The sequence below is a fragment of the Pseudomonas sp. GNP014 genome (assembly GCF_054344005.1).
The window spans coordinates 3391182-3408023 of sequence record NZ_JBTGUS010000001.1 but is presented as its reverse complement, the minus strand read 5'-3'; the positions used below and the strand labels follow the sequence as shown (position 1 = coordinate 3408023).

General features: G+C 59.3%; 13 protein-coding genes. All 13 read right to left on the bottom strand.

Annotated elements, in window-relative coordinates:
• Nucleotides 1-104 precede the first annotated feature (104 nt).
• Nucleotides 105-548 (bottom strand): chemotaxis protein CheY, encoded by a 444-nt coding sequence (locus tag ACXX9E_RS15215; RefSeq protein ID WP_458555639.1) that lies wholly within the window; start codon nt 546-548, stop codon nt 105-107.
• 90 nt (nt 549-638) lie between these two features.
• Nucleotides 639-1859 carry an EAL domain-containing response regulator gene (locus tag ACXX9E_RS15210; RefSeq protein ID WP_186744709.1) on the bottom strand — a complete coding sequence of 407 codons (1221 nt, stop codon included), beginning with the start codon at nt 1857-1859 and terminating at the stop codon, nt 639-641.
• A complete protein-coding gene (locus ACXX9E_RS15205; RefSeq protein WP_123463473.1) occupies nt 1852-2241 on the bottom strand; it encodes a hypothetical protein in 390 nt (129 codons plus the stop codon). Before ACXX9E_RS15205 ends, ACXX9E_RS15210 begins: the two co-directional genes overlap by 8 nt.
• Nucleotides 2242-2412: 171 nt before the next feature.
• Nucleotides 2413-4590 carry an autotransporter outer membrane beta-barrel domain-containing protein gene (locus ACXX9E_RS15200; RefSeq protein WP_458555638.1) on the bottom strand — a complete coding sequence of 726 codons (2178 nt, stop codon included), beginning with the start codon at nt 4588-4590 and terminating at the stop codon, nt 2413-2415.
• 230 nt (nt 4591-4820) lie between these two features.
• A complete protein-coding gene (locus tag ACXX9E_RS15195) occupies nt 4821-5594 on the bottom strand; it encodes an OmpA family protein (protein WP_123463477.1) in 774 nt (257 codons plus the stop codon).
• A 10-nt stretch (nt 5595-5604) separates the two neighbouring features.
• Nucleotides 5605-6018, bottom strand: coding sequence for a DUF4398 domain-containing protein (locus ACXX9E_RS15190; protein ID WP_186744713.1), 414 nt, complete (start codon nt 6016-6018; stop codon nt 5605-5607).
• 129 nt (nt 6019-6147) lie between these two features.
• On the bottom strand, nt 6148-9783 hold the full coding sequence (locus tag ACXX9E_RS15185) for a transporter substrate-binding domain-containing protein (protein ID WP_458555637.1): 3636 nt from the start codon (nt 9781-9783) through the stop codon (nt 6148-6150).
• The gene (locus ACXX9E_RS15180) at nt 9784-10410 is read right to left on the bottom strand and encodes a response regulator transcription factor (protein ID WP_128614968.1); all 627 of its coding nucleotides are present in this window, start codon (nt 10408-10410) and stop codon (nt 9784-9786) included.
• A 154-nt stretch (nt 10411-10564) separates the two neighbouring features.
• On the bottom strand, nt 10565-11752 hold the full coding sequence (locus ACXX9E_RS15175; protein WP_225931067.1) for an EAL domain-containing response regulator: 1188 nt from the start codon (nt 11750-11752) through the stop codon (nt 10565-10567).
• A gap of 114 nt (nt 11753-11866) precedes the next feature.
• Nucleotides 11867-12472, bottom strand: a complete 606-nt coding sequence (locus ACXX9E_RS15170; RefSeq protein WP_458555636.1) for a fimbrial protein — start codon at nt 12470-12472, stop codon at nt 11867-11869.
• A 414-nt stretch (nt 12473-12886) separates the two neighbouring features.
• Complete coding sequence (locus tag ACXX9E_RS15165) at nt 12887-13633, bottom strand: fimbrial biogenesis chaperone (RefSeq protein WP_186744720.1); 747 nt, start codon at nt 13631-13633, stop codon at nt 12887-12889.
• Between the two features lie 29 nt (nt 13634-13662).
• Nucleotides 13663-16044, bottom strand: coding sequence for a fimbria/pilus outer membrane usher protein (locus ACXX9E_RS15160; protein WP_458555635.1), 2382 nt, complete (start codon nt 16042-16044; stop codon nt 13663-13665).
• Nucleotides 16045-16191: 147 nt separating this feature from the next.
• On the bottom strand, nt 16192-16725 hold the full coding sequence (locus ACXX9E_RS15155; protein ID WP_095047684.1) for a fimbrial protein: 534 nt from the start codon (nt 16723-16725) through the stop codon (nt 16192-16194).
• Between the last annotated feature and the right edge of the window lie 117 nt (nt 16726-16842).

Genomic DNA, 16842 nt, shown 5'->3' with positions numbered 1-16842 from the left:
ACCAACGGCGTCAGTGGATCCGGACGCAGTGGCTGCGCAAGGACTGTTACACGAATCAGTGGGTGAATCACCTGTCAGGTCTGACAGTTGCCGCCAGCGACATTCTATGCATAAGCCCGACGCCGAGCGCCCGACTCCAGCTGCCAGACCGGCGCATCCCGCGACCTGTTGGGGGCATCGACCAGCGCCATCAACTGTTTGATCGCCGAGGCGCCGGGCGACGCCGCATGACTGATCTGTACGTTGTCCTGGGCAAAACCCAGGGCCGTCTGCAACGGCGCCGAAGCCTCGTTGTAGATCAACGCATGACGAACCTGCGGGTTATTCAGGAAAAACCCCGGCAGGTCCAGCGCTCCGGTCGCCAGGTCGGCGTTGATCACTACGGCGTCGAAGGGTTCGCAGCCGTAATCGACCAGGGTCAGCAACTCCGCGAGGGTCTGCACCGGCGCAACCCGGTAGTAACCGAGGTTATTGAAAAGTCGCTCGGTGTTCATCCGGTAAAAATGCTGCGGGTCGGCGATGAGGATGCGCAGGGCTTTGTTGATCATGGTCAATCTCCCGGTGAAGTCGGTTTCTGGGTCGGGCAAGGCTACGTAGGCCTTCCGCCCGGATCTGTAGGAACTTTCCTAAAAACCCGGTCATTCATCCTTGGCCTGATGCTCGTTGCGCTGCTGCAGCCAGCCCAGCAAGTCGACCCCGGACATCGGGCGCGCATACCAGTAGCCCTGCCCCTGCGTGCAACCCAGCGCCAACAGTTCCCGGCGCTGCGCATCGGTCTCGATACCTTCGATCACGACGCTCATGCCGAGGGTTTCGCCCAGTGCCAGGGTGCTGCTGATCGCCGCCCGGCAACGGGGCTCATGCTCAAGGTTGCGAATGAAATCAGCGTCCAGCTTGATTTCGTTGAACGGCAACTGACACAGACGCTGCAACGAGGAAAACCCTGCGCCGAAGTCATCAATCGACAGGCGACATCCCATCATGCGCAGGCGTACCAGGGTTTCTAGGCTGGTGGCCGGCGCTTCGAGCAAGCCGCTTTCGGTCAGCTCGAAGGTCAGGCTTGCACCCGTACTGGCGTGGCGCGCCAGCAGGCTGAGCAGGGTGGACGTCAGCTCACCACTGGCCAACTGCGTCGCTTGCAGATTGAACGCGATGTTCAAGGCAAAACCTTGCTCGCGGGCACTGCTCTGCACCAGCAGCGCTTGCTCCAACTGAGTAAACAACAGCGCGTCGAGCAACCCACAACGCTCCAGCACCGGCATGAACAGCGCCGGCGAAATAATTCCACGGGTCGGGTGCAGCCAGCGGCACAGCACCTCGACGCCACAGACCTCACCCGTGTGCAAATTGAATTTGGGCTGATACCAGGCATGCAATTGCTGCTCGGCCAGCGCCTGGCGCACCGCCGCTTCACTGGCCAGCGTGACGGCTGTGGCAGCTGGCAATGGCGTGACAGGACGGTTGACCGCCTTGTCGAGCAAATCCGCCAGCACTTGCGCATGCAAGGGTTTGCCGACATCGCCGAGCAAATCCATGCCCAGCAGCGCCACCATTTGATGCACCGCCCGACGCAAGTCTGCCGACAGCGAACTACTGATGATCACTGACTTGACCTGCCCTGACGCGCCCACACGCTGCAGAAACTCAAGCCCGTCCATGCCGTCCATTTGCAGATCGCACAGGGCCACGTCGACCGTGCCAACAGACTCCAGCAGCGCCAGCGCCTCGGCACCGTCACTGGCTTCAAGCACCTCGCGGCAACCGAGCGCACGCAGCATGTTGACCGCCACCGAGCGTTGGAAAGCATGGTCTTCCAGTACCAGCACACGCAGTGGCCGTTCGCAAAAACGCTCAAACATCGAATTGCTCCAGCAGAGGACCCAGGGTTTGTCGATCCGGCGTACGGATCAGGCTCAGTTGCCGCCGTTGACTGGCGTAGATCATCGCTGCCCGGGCCTGGCCGCGTTGTCCGTCGTAGATCACACCGTGGCGAATCTGCGCGTTGCTCTGAAAAAATCGCAGCGCATCAATCCCGGTAGCGGCCAGCACGTTCGCGTTGATCAGCATCAGGTCAAAGCGCTCGAAAGGCTCGTGGGAGTATTGGGTCACGCTCAGCAGTTCGCGGAATGAACGTACCGGCGTGAGCGCCCGACAGCCCAGTTCATTGAGCGTTCTGCTGATTCGCGAATGCAGTGAGCACTGCTCTTCGACAATAAGGATGCGCCAGCACTTGTAGGACATTGATTTCGACAGGGTTAGGAAAAGGAATTGTTGCTGGTAGTACCAATGCCGACACGCTAATCAAAAAGAACTGCGCGGCATGTAGGACAAGTCTGAAAAAAACACCGGAATGTTCTGGCCGTCGCAAGAGAAAAAGCCACGGCGGAATAACCCGACGTGGCGTCTGTTTGCTTACCAGAGGTAGCGATAACCCAGGCTCACACCGAAGGGTTGCTCGATGCCATTGCCTTTGGCGTATTCGGCATCCAGCGAGATCTTGCTCTTCTCACTGACCTGCAACACGCCGCCAAACCCGAGTTCGACCCGGTTACCCGGCAGCTCGGCGTCGAACTTGTGGCCATTGACGTTGACCTTGCTGCTGCCGGCATGCTCGGTGATGTACGACGCTTTGACATACGGTTGGGCCTTCATGCCGTTGCTCAGCTCCAGGCTGCGACCGAACAGTGAACCCACACGGCTCTGCAAGGAGTCGAGGTCATCGGACTTGACACGCAAGCCGTTGCTGGCGGTGTAACTGGCGCCCTGGGTACGCGTCGCGGTGATTTCCAGTTGTGGCTCCACGAACCAGCCATCCTTCAAATTGATGCGCTTGCCGACCTCGATGTCCGCACCGACGCCGTTGGTGCTGTAGGAACCTTTGACCGACTCGCCCAGATTGCTCGGGGTCTTGATCTCGTTATCGAAACGGCTGTACTTCAACACGCTGTCGACGTACACACCGTTGTCGTTGAGGTACGTGGCGTAGACGCCGAACATACGGCTGTCGATTTCACCGGAAGCGCCCTCGCCGAAATCCAGGTCCGATCGGGCGGTACCGACCATCGCACCGACATAGACTTTGCCGCTGTCCACCGCGAAGGCTTTGTCGGCACCGATTTCCAGCCCCGTGACGTCTTGGGTGTAGGCGCGACTGGAGTGTTCGCTGACGTCGAATCGCTTACCGATCGCGCGGGTCCAGAGACCACCGTCATCCTCGCCCATGCGTAATTCGCCAAGGCGTTTGACCAAGGCGTTCATCTGCGCATTCCACAGGCCCGCTCCGGCGGTGCGGGCAGCGATGGCGGCGTTGGCACCTTTGGACAGGTTTTGCGGCGCCGGGTCGACCGGGCGCGGCGGTGGTGTTACAGGGGACACCGGCTTGACAGGATCAACCGGCGCCACGGGGTCTACTGGATTGACGGGGACTACTGGCTTTCCCGGGTCGACTGGATTGACCGGGTCCACTGGCTTCACCGGGTCGACCGGAATCGCTCCCCCGCTTGCCAGTCCCCAGTCATCGCCCTGTTGCTGCAAGGTGTAACGAAATGCACCGGCATCGACATGGCCTCCATACAAGGCGAATTTCGCATCGCCCCCGTGGGTGTCCACCAACAACAGACGGCCATCAGAAGCGCTCGGTTCATGCCCGGAATCGCCGACGATCAACGTGTGATCTCCGCTCGCCAGTCCGGCGCCCTGCACCACCAGCAAATCATGCTGCTGGCTGGCGATGTCGGTGTTCATCAGGATGTTGCCGCTGCCGGACAGGGCGTTGACCGTGAAGGTTTTGAAGCTGCCATCGGTGCTCGGGACGAACGCCAGGCGGCCACCGTTGAGTGTCAGCGAATCGACGGTTTTCACGCCATTCTCCATGACATTGACGGTACCGCCCGCCTCTGCGACCACCCCATTGGCCTGAGCGCCGCGGTACAGATTGACCTGACCACCGTTGCTCACCGTGCTGTTATTGGCGGTGCCGGTGTTGTACACACTTTGCGTGCCGCCTTGAATGTTCGTGTCATTGGCCACTGCGCCACCCAGTATGCCTTGGCGAATCGTCTGCTCGCCTCCGGCCTCAATGACGCTGCCATTGGCCACCGCCCGATTGATCAGGTTTTGCGTACCGCCATTACCGACCCGGGTATCGTTGGCGATGGCCAGGATATCCAGGGTCTGTACGCTGCCTGCGTTGATCAGGGTGCGATTGACCGTGGAGCGCGTGACGGTCTGCTGACTGGCGTTGAGCACGGTGTCATTGGCAATGCCGCTGGTGCCGACCAATTGCGTGCCGCCGTTGTTGACCACCGTGCCATGGCTGATGCCACTGGCCACGTTCTGCATCGCGCCGTCTACCACCGTGTCGTAGGTCACGCCATTACTGAACACGCTTTGCGAACCACTGCCACTGACAGTGGTGCGATGCGCCGTGCCTTGGGTGCCAATCGACTGCACGCCACTGGTCACGCTCTCGTCATAGACCACCGCACCGCTGTCGACCGAAGCGGTATAGGCGTTGGCGTACATCGGCAGCAGCAATGCAACGGCGATGGCAACGGGCGTGCGCTGGAACAAAGGGAAACGGTTTTTCATCAACTGATCCTCACGTGCACCCCTTCGGGCGACGGCGTAAATCGGGTTGAGTTCGAACCTTTGATGGAGCCGGCTCGCACTCGGGAAGCCGGTAATTTAGAGAAGCAGCGGGATTTTCTGAGTAGGACTTTTCTTTTAGCGTGTAGGAAATTTCCTAAGCACACCCCACCGGTCTCGTCCGGGTCCTTGACGAAAAAAGCGAGCCCGTTGCAGGCTCGCTTCGTCGATCGTCAGTTTCGAGCGCCGACCATGGTCGATCCGTAGGAGATGATCACCTCCACCCGGCGATTGAGCTGACGGGAGCGCGCATCAGCGTTACCGGCCACCGGAAATTGCTTGCCGTAGCCCTTGGTGATCAGACGATCAGCGCTGATGCCCATTTGCTGGAGGGCGAAGGCCACCGCATCCGCACGACGCTCGGACAGACGCTGGTTGAAATCCTCGCTGCCCACATCGTCGGTAAAACCCTCGATGCGCACTTTGCGTTCCGGATTGGCTGTCAGGTACTGCGCCAGTTGTTCGAAGTTGCGCTGGCTGCCGTGCTTGAGATCGGCCTTGCCGGTGTCGAACAGCACGTCACCGAAGGTGACGACTTCCCCGCGCTGGGTTTTCTGCGCCTTCATCGCTTGCAGCGCCTTGAGCTGCTGGGTGCGCACGTCTAGCTGCACCTGAGTGCGCTCGGCGTCGATTTTCTTCAGCCCGGCTTCGGCCTGACGCCCGACGATGGTCTGCTCGGCAAGCGCGATTTTCTGCCTGGCAAGGTACGCCAACTGATCGACGTCCGCCGCCTGGCGATCCTTGATCGAAGCCTGATCAGCCTTGTACAGCGCACTGAACGCATCCTTGGTTTCGATCGCCGCCAGGGTGTTGGACTCGGGCTTTTGCTGCAACGCGGCAAACTGTGCGCGAGCCTGTAGCAATTGCGGGTTTTCCGGGGGGGTGGCGCAACCGGCGAGTATCAAAGCAGATAGCGATACAGCTGGCAGTAATTTGAAAGTCGGCATGTATCGCTCCTTATTGGGCACTGGCGGGCGGATTGAAACCGGTAACCGGGTCTTGCAACATTTCCTGCTTGAGCACCTGAATGCCACTGCGGGCGTCGGTCAGCTGTTTTTGCCATTTCACCGCACGCGATTTGCGTTCGGCGAGGTTGGCATCGGCTTCGATCTGTTCAGCCAGCAGCCTGGCTTGCGGATAGTCTTTTTCGCCCAAGGCGCGTTCCATCAGGAACATTTTGTCCTGCGCGGCCTTCATTTCCAGCGGCGCATATTGCGTCGCTTCTGCCGAGACCGCTCGATTGACCGCGTCACGTGACAGCGAGACCTGCTGCTCGGGAATGGGCGTACTGGCGCAGCCACTCAACACCGCAGCGACGGCCAGTCCACAGGCGACCAGTCGTGCCCGGGAAGACATAGAGGAAAGGGTCATCAACAACTCCAAACGTTAGCCAGTGAAGTGAGCTCGGCGGTACGCCGAGCACACCGCACGTTAGCGACGTAAGGTCAGTGACGAATGTAGGAAAATTCTCAAGGACAGCAGGGAAAATGGAATATTTTGTCAGGCCAGACGCTCGTCCAACTGCGCAGCCAACTGCTCCATCGACTGCTGCAAGGCATCCACCGCGGCGGTCAGGACTTGCGTGTCGAGCCCTTCACTGGCGACCTCCAGCGCCTCACACGCCTGAATCAGCGAGTGCGCCTTGATAATGCGCGCACCGCCCTTGACCCGGTGAGCCAGATTAGCGAGCCCGACCATGTCGTGCTGGGTAAACAGGCGCATCAGTTTGGCCATGTCCTGCGCGTTGCTCGTGGCCAGATCGCTCAACAGACTGTTGATCGACGCGCGATCGCCACGAGTCAGTTGTTCAAGGCTGGCCAGGTCGATGTCACCTGGCCTGCAATCACCGGGCAATTCGTCAGTCGCTGAACGCGGCCGTGGGACGACAGCGGCCAGGCGCAGATTGAGGTCCTTGAGGCTGATCGGCTTGAACAGACAATCGTCCATGCCGGCCTCGGCGCAACGATCCTTCTCTTCGGCCAGCGCATTGGCGGTGAACCCCAATACCAGACTGCGCGGCAACTCTCGTGCAGTTTCCTCATCACGGATCGCCCGGGCCAGTTCGTAGCCATTCATGATCGGCATGTTGCAATCGGTAATGACCACGTCGAAGGTCTGGTTGCGCCAGGCACGCAGGCCATGGGCGCCGTCCTCTGCATCCGTCACCCGATGCCCCAGATAACTCAACTGTTGCGACAACAGCAGACGGTTGGCCGGGTAATCGTCGATCACCAGAATATTCAGGCTGTGGCTGGCCCGCAGTGTGTCGACGTCCTCGACGGGCGCCGTGTCCAGCGGTTCAAGTATCGACAGATTCAACAGCACCTCGATCTGCGTGCCCCGCCCCAGCTCACTGGTCAGCGTGAGGCTGCCGCCCATCATTTCGCACAGCGTACGACTGATCACCAGCCCAAGCCCGGAGCCGCCTTGCGCCGACTGACCATGATTACCGGCCTGGGCAAACGGACTGAACAATTGGGTCTGATCCGCAGGCGAGATCCCGCGGCCAGTGTCCTTGACGCGCAGGCAAAGACTCAGCCGCTCATCGCTGCCGCTCTCGACTTGCACACTCAACACCACCTGCCCCGCCTCCGTGAACTTGATGGCATTGCTCAACAGATTCGACAGCACTTGTTTGAAACGTAGCGGATCGATCAACACATCGACATTACTCAGGGCGTCCAGATCCAGTTGCAGACGCAACTGTTTCTGCCGCGCCAGGCCCTCGAAAATGCGCGCGACCGACTCAACCAGCTCTCGCAGATTGGCGCGTTCCGGCGCCAGCGACAGGCGGCCGGATTCGATCCGTGCAATGTCGAGAATGTCGCCAATCAGATCCAGCAACCCACGCGCCGCGCCCGAAGCCACCTCGACCGCGAAACGGTCCAGTACACCCTGATCGGCCTTTTTCAGCGCCAGTTCGAGCATGCCGATGATTGCGTTCATCGGCGTGCGGATTTCGTGGCTCATGGTCGCCAGGAACGTGGTCTTGGCGCGGTTGGCGTCATCGGCGACATCCTTGGCGATTTGCAGCTCCTGCAACAGATGCTGGCGCTCGCTGACATCGATCCAGCCCGCGATCATGCCGGTGACGGCACCGTCGCTGCCACGGTAAGGCAACATCCAGTGGTAGATCGTCAGCGCGCGGCCGTCCGCCAGATTCAGGCTACGGTCCTGAATGCTCGGCAAGCCCTCCTCCATCACCCGTAGATAGTCATCCTGAAAAACCTGTGCCTGCTGCACATCGCTGAGCACGCCGTCCGTCACCAACTTGCCGATCACCGCTTCACGCTCGGTGCCGAATACCTGCAGGTAACCGCTGTTGCAGATCACCAGGCGGCCTTCGCGATCGCGCACGTAGATCGGATGCGGCGTGCCATCAATGAGCACGCGCATGAACTCCATTTGATCGTTCAGAGCGATTTCCGCCTGGCGCCGCTTGCGCATCAACAGACGCAGATAAGCAATCCAGCCAAACGCCACGAGCAGCAACGCGCCGGCGATCACGAAGCCCTGGAGGATGATGTCGCGATTGCGCAGCCAATAACTGTCATCCACCACCACTTCGCTGCGCCAGCGGTTGGTCAGCTCGTCCATTTCTTCCGGGCTGATGCTCAACAGGGCCTTGTCGAGAATCGAGTACAGTTCCAGCGCACCGCGATTGGTCGCCAGTGCAATGCGTGCAGGCTGGGTGCCGACGGTACTGCTGACCTGCAATGTGTCGCGGTACTGACGCGAGATCATATAGCGGGCACTGACCAGCGAATTGATCGCGCCCTCGACCTTGCCCTGGGCGACCATCTCCATGGCTTCGGCGGCATTGTCTGCGGCGACCAGTTGCACAGAGGGATATTGCTCGACAAGGTATTCGCGCAAGACGTTGCCGCGGATCAGCGCCAGACGCTTGCCGGCCAACTGATCGAGGGTCTTCGGCTCACCGCCACGGCGCATGACCAGCACGAACGGATTGATCAGGTACGGACGGGTGAAACGCAATTCGCCTTCGCGCTCGGTGCTTGGCGTAAACGCCGCCAACATGTCGGCCCTGCCACTGGTCACTTCACCGATCAGGTCATCGACCGAATCCACGCGCTGCATATCGAATTGCAGCCCCGTGCGCAGACTGATCTTGGCCAGCACGTCAGCACTGATCCCGCGAAAGTTGCCGGCGTCGTCGACAAAGGTCAGCGGCAGGAAGTTCTCGTTGATCGCGACTTTGATGCGCGGATGACGATCCAGCCAGCGTTGCTCCTTGACACTGAAATGCAGCCGGTGCTGGCCGGGAATGGCCACTCCGCCGACACTCCAGCGCCGCCGGATACTCATGCGTTCTTCAACAGGAATGACCTTCAACGCAGCATCGAGAATCTGCAACAACCGAGTGTTGTCCCGGGTCACGGCAAAACTGAAGGGCTGGGTTTCCATGCGCGAAAAATCGCTGAGCTGAACGTTGTTAAGGTAGTTCTTCTTGATCAGGTAATTGGAGCTGAGCAAGTCGCCCAGATAAACGTCAGCCTGACCAAACGCCACGGCACCGATCGCCGTCAGTGTCGAGGGATACAGTTGCACATTGGCGTTGGGGTAAAACGCCTGGACCGTTTCCGGAGGCAGGTAGTGATAGAGCATCGCCACACGTTTGCCTGCCAGGTCTTCCGGCAGGTTGTGACTCTCATCGATGCGCGTCACCAGGGTCGGATTATCGTCAGCGTAAGGCAAGGAGATCGCCAATTGCGGATCCGCCGCTTCAAAGCCGTTGGCGGTGCCGATCATATCGATCTGGCCGCTTTTCAGCGCAGCCAGCAGATCGCCGCGCGAGGCGTAACGCCGGACCTCGACCTTGACGTGCAGGAGTTGTTCGATCAGTTGCGCGTAATCGGCCGTCAGACCTTCGTAGTCATTGCCGTTGCCGGTAATCGCAAAAGGCGCGTAATCGGGGCTGCTGTCGCCGAGCAACAGGCGCCCCTTGCTCCGCAACCAGCTCCAGTCCGGCTCATCCAGTGGCACGGCGTACCCCTGGACATCCGAGCGACCGAGCAGCTGCAACGTATCGGGCTGCGCAGCGGCCATTGCCTGCTGCAGCGACAGGGAGCCGAACAGCGCAAGACCGGCAAGGCAATTTCTGACGAAAATAATCATTTAGAGCAGGTTGTTGCGCTTGGCGAAATCAGCGAGATACACCACCGACTTGACGTTGAGTTTCTCGATCAGACGCGTCTTGTAGGTACTGACAGTTTTGTTGCTCAACAACATCGCGTCGCCGATCTCCTTGTTGCTCAGCCCCTTGGCCAACTGCTGCAAAATGGTCAGCTCGCGGTCTGACAGGCTCTGGATGAGTTCCAGATCCGTGGCCTGGGCATCGCTGCGACGGACCGAGCTACTGGCCAGATTGGGAAAAAAGGTATAACCGTCCATCACTACTTTGATGGCTTTGACCAATTCGTCCAGATCGTTGGTTTTGGAGATATAGCCCGCCGCGCCTGCCTTCATGGAGCGCATGGAATAGAACTGCGCTGATTGCGAGGTCAGCACCAGAATCTTGCAGTGCAGGTTCAGCGCACTGATACGCGAGATCACCTCCAGGCCGTCGAGCTTGGGCATGGCGATATCCAGAATGATCAGATCGGGAGTGTGTTCGCGGGCCTGTTGCACAGCGTCGGCGCCATTATCCGCTTCGGCCACAACGTCGAAATGTTCCTGTTTCAACAGCATCTTGACCGCAGAGCGAATGAACGGATGATCGTCCACGATGATCGCTTTGAGCATAAAAACCCCTGTAGGACACGTCGATCAACAACATCGGCAACATCACGAATAATGATGGGACAGCAGACCAGGCGATCCTCGTGTCGAAAAATACACGAGCATCACTGGAGTGTAGGAAAAATCTTGAAAATAACTGCACAAAGTCACGCAAGGGTCAGCGCCCGCCTTCAGGCTTTTCCAGCCACTGCAGCAGGTCATGCCCGGTCATGGGCCGGGCCAGGTAATACCCCTGACCCAATTCACATTCGAGCTCGCGCAAACGCTCGAGCACCTTTGGACCGCTGACGCCTTCGATCACCAGATCCATCCCCAGTGAACGGGCCAGTGCCCGCGTGCTGGAGACCATCGCCCGATTGCGCTGACGATCGAGGTGCTGGACAAAGCGGCCATCGAGCTTGATCTGAGTGAACGGTAACTGACACATCAATTTCAGCGACGAAAAGCCTACGCCAAAATCGTCGATCGACAGCCCGCAACCGAGCAGGCGCAAGCGCAGCAGGTTCTCCTGCGTGCCCGGCGGGCAATCGAGCAAGCCGTTTTCCGCCAGTTCGAGCATCAGCACCGCCCCTTTGAACCCATGACGCTCCAATGCCAGTTTGATGTGTTCGACCAGTGCACTGTCCATCAACTGTGAGGCATGCAGGTTGAACGCCAACTGCAAGGTCACGCCGCGATGGCGCAAAATGCCCAGCAGGTTCAGACCCTGCTCGAGCAGTTGCTTGAACATCTGGTCGGTCAGGTCATAAGCCAGCACGGCGGCGAGAAAGTCACAGGGCAACAGGGTGCCGCGCGCCGGATGCTGCCAACGGGCCAGCGCTTCGACACCGATCACCGCACCGCCCTGCAGCTGAAATTGCGGCTGGAACCACGCCCGGAATTCGCCCAGTGCCAGCCCGCGACGCACTTCATCCTCGCCCGGCAGCTCCTTGCTCAACGGCGCCAACACGGGAGATACCCGCACGCGTTTGTAGCGATACAACAGGCGATTCAACGAACGCAGTTGAACCGGCCGGTTCAGTACCCCGAGCAATTGCAAACCTGCCAGCGAGGCCATTTGCCCAAGCGTGCGGCTCAACTCCGGCGGCAGCTCACTGCACAGCAACACCGCGCGTACCATGCCGCTCTGGCTGGCAACCCGCAAAAATTCAAGGCAATCGAGGCCACGATCGGTCAAGTCACAGATCACGATATCGACCCCGCCTCGCAGGTGCATCTGCACCATGGCCTGTTCGGCATCCGCTGCTTGCAGCACGTCACGCACGCTCAGGCGATGCAACATCCTGACCAGCACGTTGCAGGCAAACTCATGATTTTCCAGCACCAGAATACGTGGGGAGGTCATCGTCCTTTAATCACTCAATAGACCCGGGAGAGGGAATAGTGGTCTGCGGAAGCCACGCTGAACGCAGGATTTATCCCGCGGTCGTGTAGGAATTTTCCCAAGAGACGCCAATCGTCAGTAGTAAACAATCTGCACCACCATAATGGCCTCGAACGGCCCGACTTCGGGGTCACCCAACGACACCACCGTGGCACTGAACGGCACGTCGATATGGCTCACCTGAGCCGGGAAATTCGCTAAGGGAAAAGGTTCGTTGACCTGCACCAGATTGTTGTGTGCATCACGCACCTGAATGCCCAACTGGCTGCCGGCGGCCGGCAGGATGTTGTACAGACCCTGTTGGTTGCTGGTAACGAACGTCGCACCGACGTTGATTGCGCTGCTGCATTTTTTCTCCAGGGCCAGGCTGAAGGGTCGGGTCGGATTGGGCGGTGAAAAACCGGTGGTGGTTTTCTGGATCACACCAAAGTCGACAATTCCCGGCTCCGGCGTCACCTTGACATCGACCGTACACGCAGTACCGACAATGTTCTGTAAGCCGGAGAGTTGAAAACGGAAGTTGCCCGCCGGGTTGCTCGGCCCGCCATTGAGTCCATAGAGACCGTCGAACTGGAACACGTCGTAGGTATCTTGCGAGGGGCGCTGCAACGGCAATAGCCCGCGCTTGCGGATCACAACCTGAAACGCAATGCTCGGGCTCACCCGCGAACAGGCAAGCATGTCGGCGCCGCTGGTTGCATCCGGGCAACCGCGGGAAATGAAGCCGCTGTTGACGCCCTGGGTCGGGTTGGAACTCCAAGTCGCCGTCCCAGGACGTCACGCCGCGATACACCAGACCGAATTCAATGCCCCACGGGGTGGCATTGAGCCCGGCCGGATTGCCGTAAAAATAGATCGGGTCATCTTCTTTGTAATGGATGTCGAACAGTTTCCAGCAGTCGGCCGGGACCACATGGGTTTTCGAGCGCCAGATAATCGTGCCGTCCGGCACTGTGTCCGGGACCGACACCGGACCGATGTACTCGCTCAGGTAGCTCCCGCCGTTCAGCGACTTGCAGACCATCGCCGACGCGAACTGCGACGCCCCCATCAACACCGCCGCCAGGGCCAGCCGCGTCAGCGCAGTGAACAGGCTCACGGTTTCACACCCTTGCACACATTCGCCACGCAATTGAACAGTGTGTCGGACTGACCGCCGAAGTCATTCATGTTCGACACCCGCAAGGTGGTGAACGCGGTATTCGTCAGGGCAAACCGCGCATGGCCGCGTGGCGCGATCATCACGGTTTCGATCGGCATTCTGGTTTTTTCCGGGCCGGCCAGCAGACCGACGACCGTGATGTGAAACGGCGTCGGGTTATCGACCAGCAACTGTCGGGTGGCCGGGTCGATTTTCAGCTCAAGGCCCAGTGCCAGGTCCTCGCCCCGCTCGCGCTTTACAGCGGCCGGCCGGTAGAACAACTTGATCTTCGACTGCAAGGCAATCTGCATCGAGTTGACCGCCTGGGTTTTCGGCGGAATCTCGCGAATGTTCAAATAGAACACCGACTCCCGGTCAGCAGGGAGTGCCAGCTGCGGCAACTTCACAATGCGCAGGACACTGCTTTCGTTCGGCTCGATGCGCTGCAACGGTGGCAGGACCATGAACGGTGACGTGACTTTCTGGCCACTCTCGTTCTCGATCCACGACTGCACGATAAACGGCAATTGCGGGTTCTTGTTGCTGACCGTGACGCTGACTGACGGCGCACTTTCCTCGAACACCAGACGGGTGCGATCCGGCACCACAGCGGCGCTGGCCAGCACGGGAACACAGAGCCCGATTGCCAGGCTCAGACGGTTGAAAAAACGACCCACAGAAAACACAACATAACGTGACATGGTGACTCCGGATTAATGAACAGGCGCGATTACAGACACTGGGCAGGCTTGGCGACGTTGGTCACCACGTCCTCCTCAGGGAGTTCGGCCAGACTGCATTGGCCGGCGTCATCCCAACGCGCTACCAGTTCAGCCCCGGCCTTGATGCCCAACAGATAAGTGACGCCGGCCTCGCCGACGATGCCCACTTCCTTATTGGTGTTTTTGTCTTGCACCGATGCGCCGAAAGGCACCGGTTTACCGCCGAGACGGGTCAACACGACAAACGCGTTGCGGCCCTGCCCCGTGGCGAAATTGACGTAGCCGATGGCCCCCTCAGTCAGCGCCAATCGCTGGATCGGGTTGGATACTTCGGTGTTGAGTGGCAACTTTTCCACGTTGACCCGCGCTTCGTACGCCTGGAAGGAAGGCAAGCCGTCCATCACCGCAAAACCGTTACGGTTGGTGCGGGTCTGGCCGGTGAATGCCACGTCCGCAACGCCGTCGGTGGACACCAGCAGACGTGTATCGCCATTGGTGCCATTGCCATGGGCCGATACACCATAACGGGTCGCGACCAGCGAACTGTCGAGCTCGCCGGTGAGCGAGCGATAGGTGCTGCCATCGGTTGAGACAGACGCATTCGCGCGGTAACTCGACGCCCGTTGACCGACATACGCGTTGACATAGCGGTTGTCGCCAACGCCGCCATACACCTGATAATTCACCCCTTCACCGTCATCATGGCTGTACCCGACACTGGCCGACGAACCTGCGGAGCCCGAGCGCTGCAGGTTGCTCGACATCATCGAGTTGCCACCCAGTGGCACGGTCACGCCGAGATAGATTTGCGCGTCGTTCTGCCGGCTATTCTGGATCTGGTACGCCGATACGTTGACGTTGATGTTCTTGACGTTGCCAAGGGAAAAACTGCGTGCCACCGTCAGCCCGAAACGATCGGCGGCGGGGGCATCCCAGTAGGTCGAATGATCGTAGGAGAAACTCGTCGACAACCAGGGAAAATGCTTGGCCACGGTCACCGAATAACGTTGTTTGCCCGAGTTCAGCGAATAGGCATCCGCATCGCCGACAAACTGCGAGAAGTTGGTGAACGTCTTGTCAGAAAAGCGATAACCCAAAAAGCGCAGGTCGGTACCAATGGCGTCAAATCGCTTGGAATAGTTGATCCGGTAAGAGTTGCCGACCACGGTTTCACCGTTCCAGCGCAACGTGGCCCGGGAGGTGGTGACATCCCCCGACACGGCACCGAGTACACCGAGATCCTTGCCGATGCCCACAGCGCTGGACTGATACCCGGAGGCGGCAAGCCAGCCGCCATAGACGGTCCAGTCCTTGGCCAGGCCGTAGGCCGCCTCCGTGGCCACGAACCCGGGCTCGCTGCCGCCCTGGCCGGTCAGGCGCGGCTGGCCGGCGGAAACCTTGTAGCGCAACTCGCCCTCACGGGACAGAAACGGCACAGCGGCAGTGGCGACGGTGAACGTCTGTTCGGTACCGTCTTCTTCCCGCACGGTCACGTCCAGCGTGCCTTGCACGCTGCTGTTGAGATCCTGAATGCTGAACGCGCCCGGCGTCACCGTGGTCGAGTACAACACGCGCCCCTGCTGGGACACCGTGACCGTTGCGTTGGTGCGCGCCAGGCCACTGATCAGCGGCGCATAACCGCGCAGGTTCGGCGGCAGCATGCGGTCATCACTGCTCAGAGTCGCACCGCGCAAAGCAAAGGTGTCGAACACGTCAGAGTTCAGATAGTCCTCACCGAGCGACAGCTTCGAACGAATCGTTGGCAACGCACGATAGGCATACAAACGGTTCAACTGAGCCGCTTCGCCGTGGGGATTATCACCCTGGCCGGCGGATTCCAGCCGCGCCTGATAATCGGCGCGCACGCGCCACGCATCCAGGTTAATCCCGGCAGTGCCGTAGCTCTGCAACGAGCGCGAATCCCCGGACGAACCCTGGGTCTGGCGACTGTTGGCGATCACTCGATAATCGAGCAACGCACCGTTGAGCCCGTCGCTCCAGGCGGCGGGCGGAATGTAATCGGGGTCGTCGTACTCGAAGGTCGCCTGCGGCAAGCTGATCGACAGACGCCCAAGATTCTTCATGTACTTGATCGAGGCATTTTCGATGCCACGCAAATCCACACATTGACCGTCAGCCAGACGCGGCAGGCTTTTCAGCAAAGACGGTTTGAGACCAAAGGTCAGTACCAGGTCTTCGGGCAGACAAGCGTAACTTTCATCCGGGTTGGCGCCGCTCTTGAACTCGATCGAACGCGAACCGAAATAACGCTGGTTGACAGTAATATCCAACAAGTAGCGACCGGGCACAGTGTATTGCGCATGAGCAAACTGTCCGAGACTGATATCGTCGTTTTTATCGATATTCAGAAACTCCGAATTAAACTCCACGGCACTTGAATAACGCGCACAGGAGATCAACACGCAAGACACGAAAAGTTTTCGGCCGTACACGGGAAATAGCCTTTATCAGAACTTTGACGGAAAAGAAAAAAGGGGTTTTCACCCCTTTTTCTTACACCTGGCGATACGCGGGTATCAGTTGTAGGCCACGGTGAAGTTAGCCACGCTGTCGGCTTCACCAGTGGTGACGGTCGCTGCAGTGGCTTCATACATGGCGGCGAAGGTCACGGTGTTGTTGCCGTTTTGCAGCACAACCGGAGCGACCTGCTCAGTGCCGTTGTCGAGCATTTCGCCGGCACTGGCCTGCAGACGGATACCGACGTTCTGTGCCAGACCGGTGGTGGCAAACAAGCCTGGAACGGCTGGATCCTGGACACCGCTGAAGGTGAAGCGTGCGTTCTTCTGAGTGGTGGTGTCGCAGTCGGTCAGGATGATGTCGAACTTGGTCGGGGTCGAACGATCACCGATCGCTTTGAACTGGTTAGATGGCACTTGCCCCAGGGAAACGGTCTGGTCCAGGGAGCTGGCGTCGATACCGCAGGCGCCGGAAACGATTTCACCGATGAAGCGCACGGTGCCAGGGTTGCCGGAAGCCGGCGTCGCAGCGTTAGCGAAGGAAGCGAGACCCATAACAACGGTAGCGGCGGTAACAGCGACGATTTTTTTCATTTTTTACATCTCTTGGGATAGTTATTTATTTGGCCCAGCGGCCTGGCTTCCCAAATCACTCGTGAACGGCAACAGGTTTATTTGCAATGACAAACAAACCTCATCACGGCGTTTGCA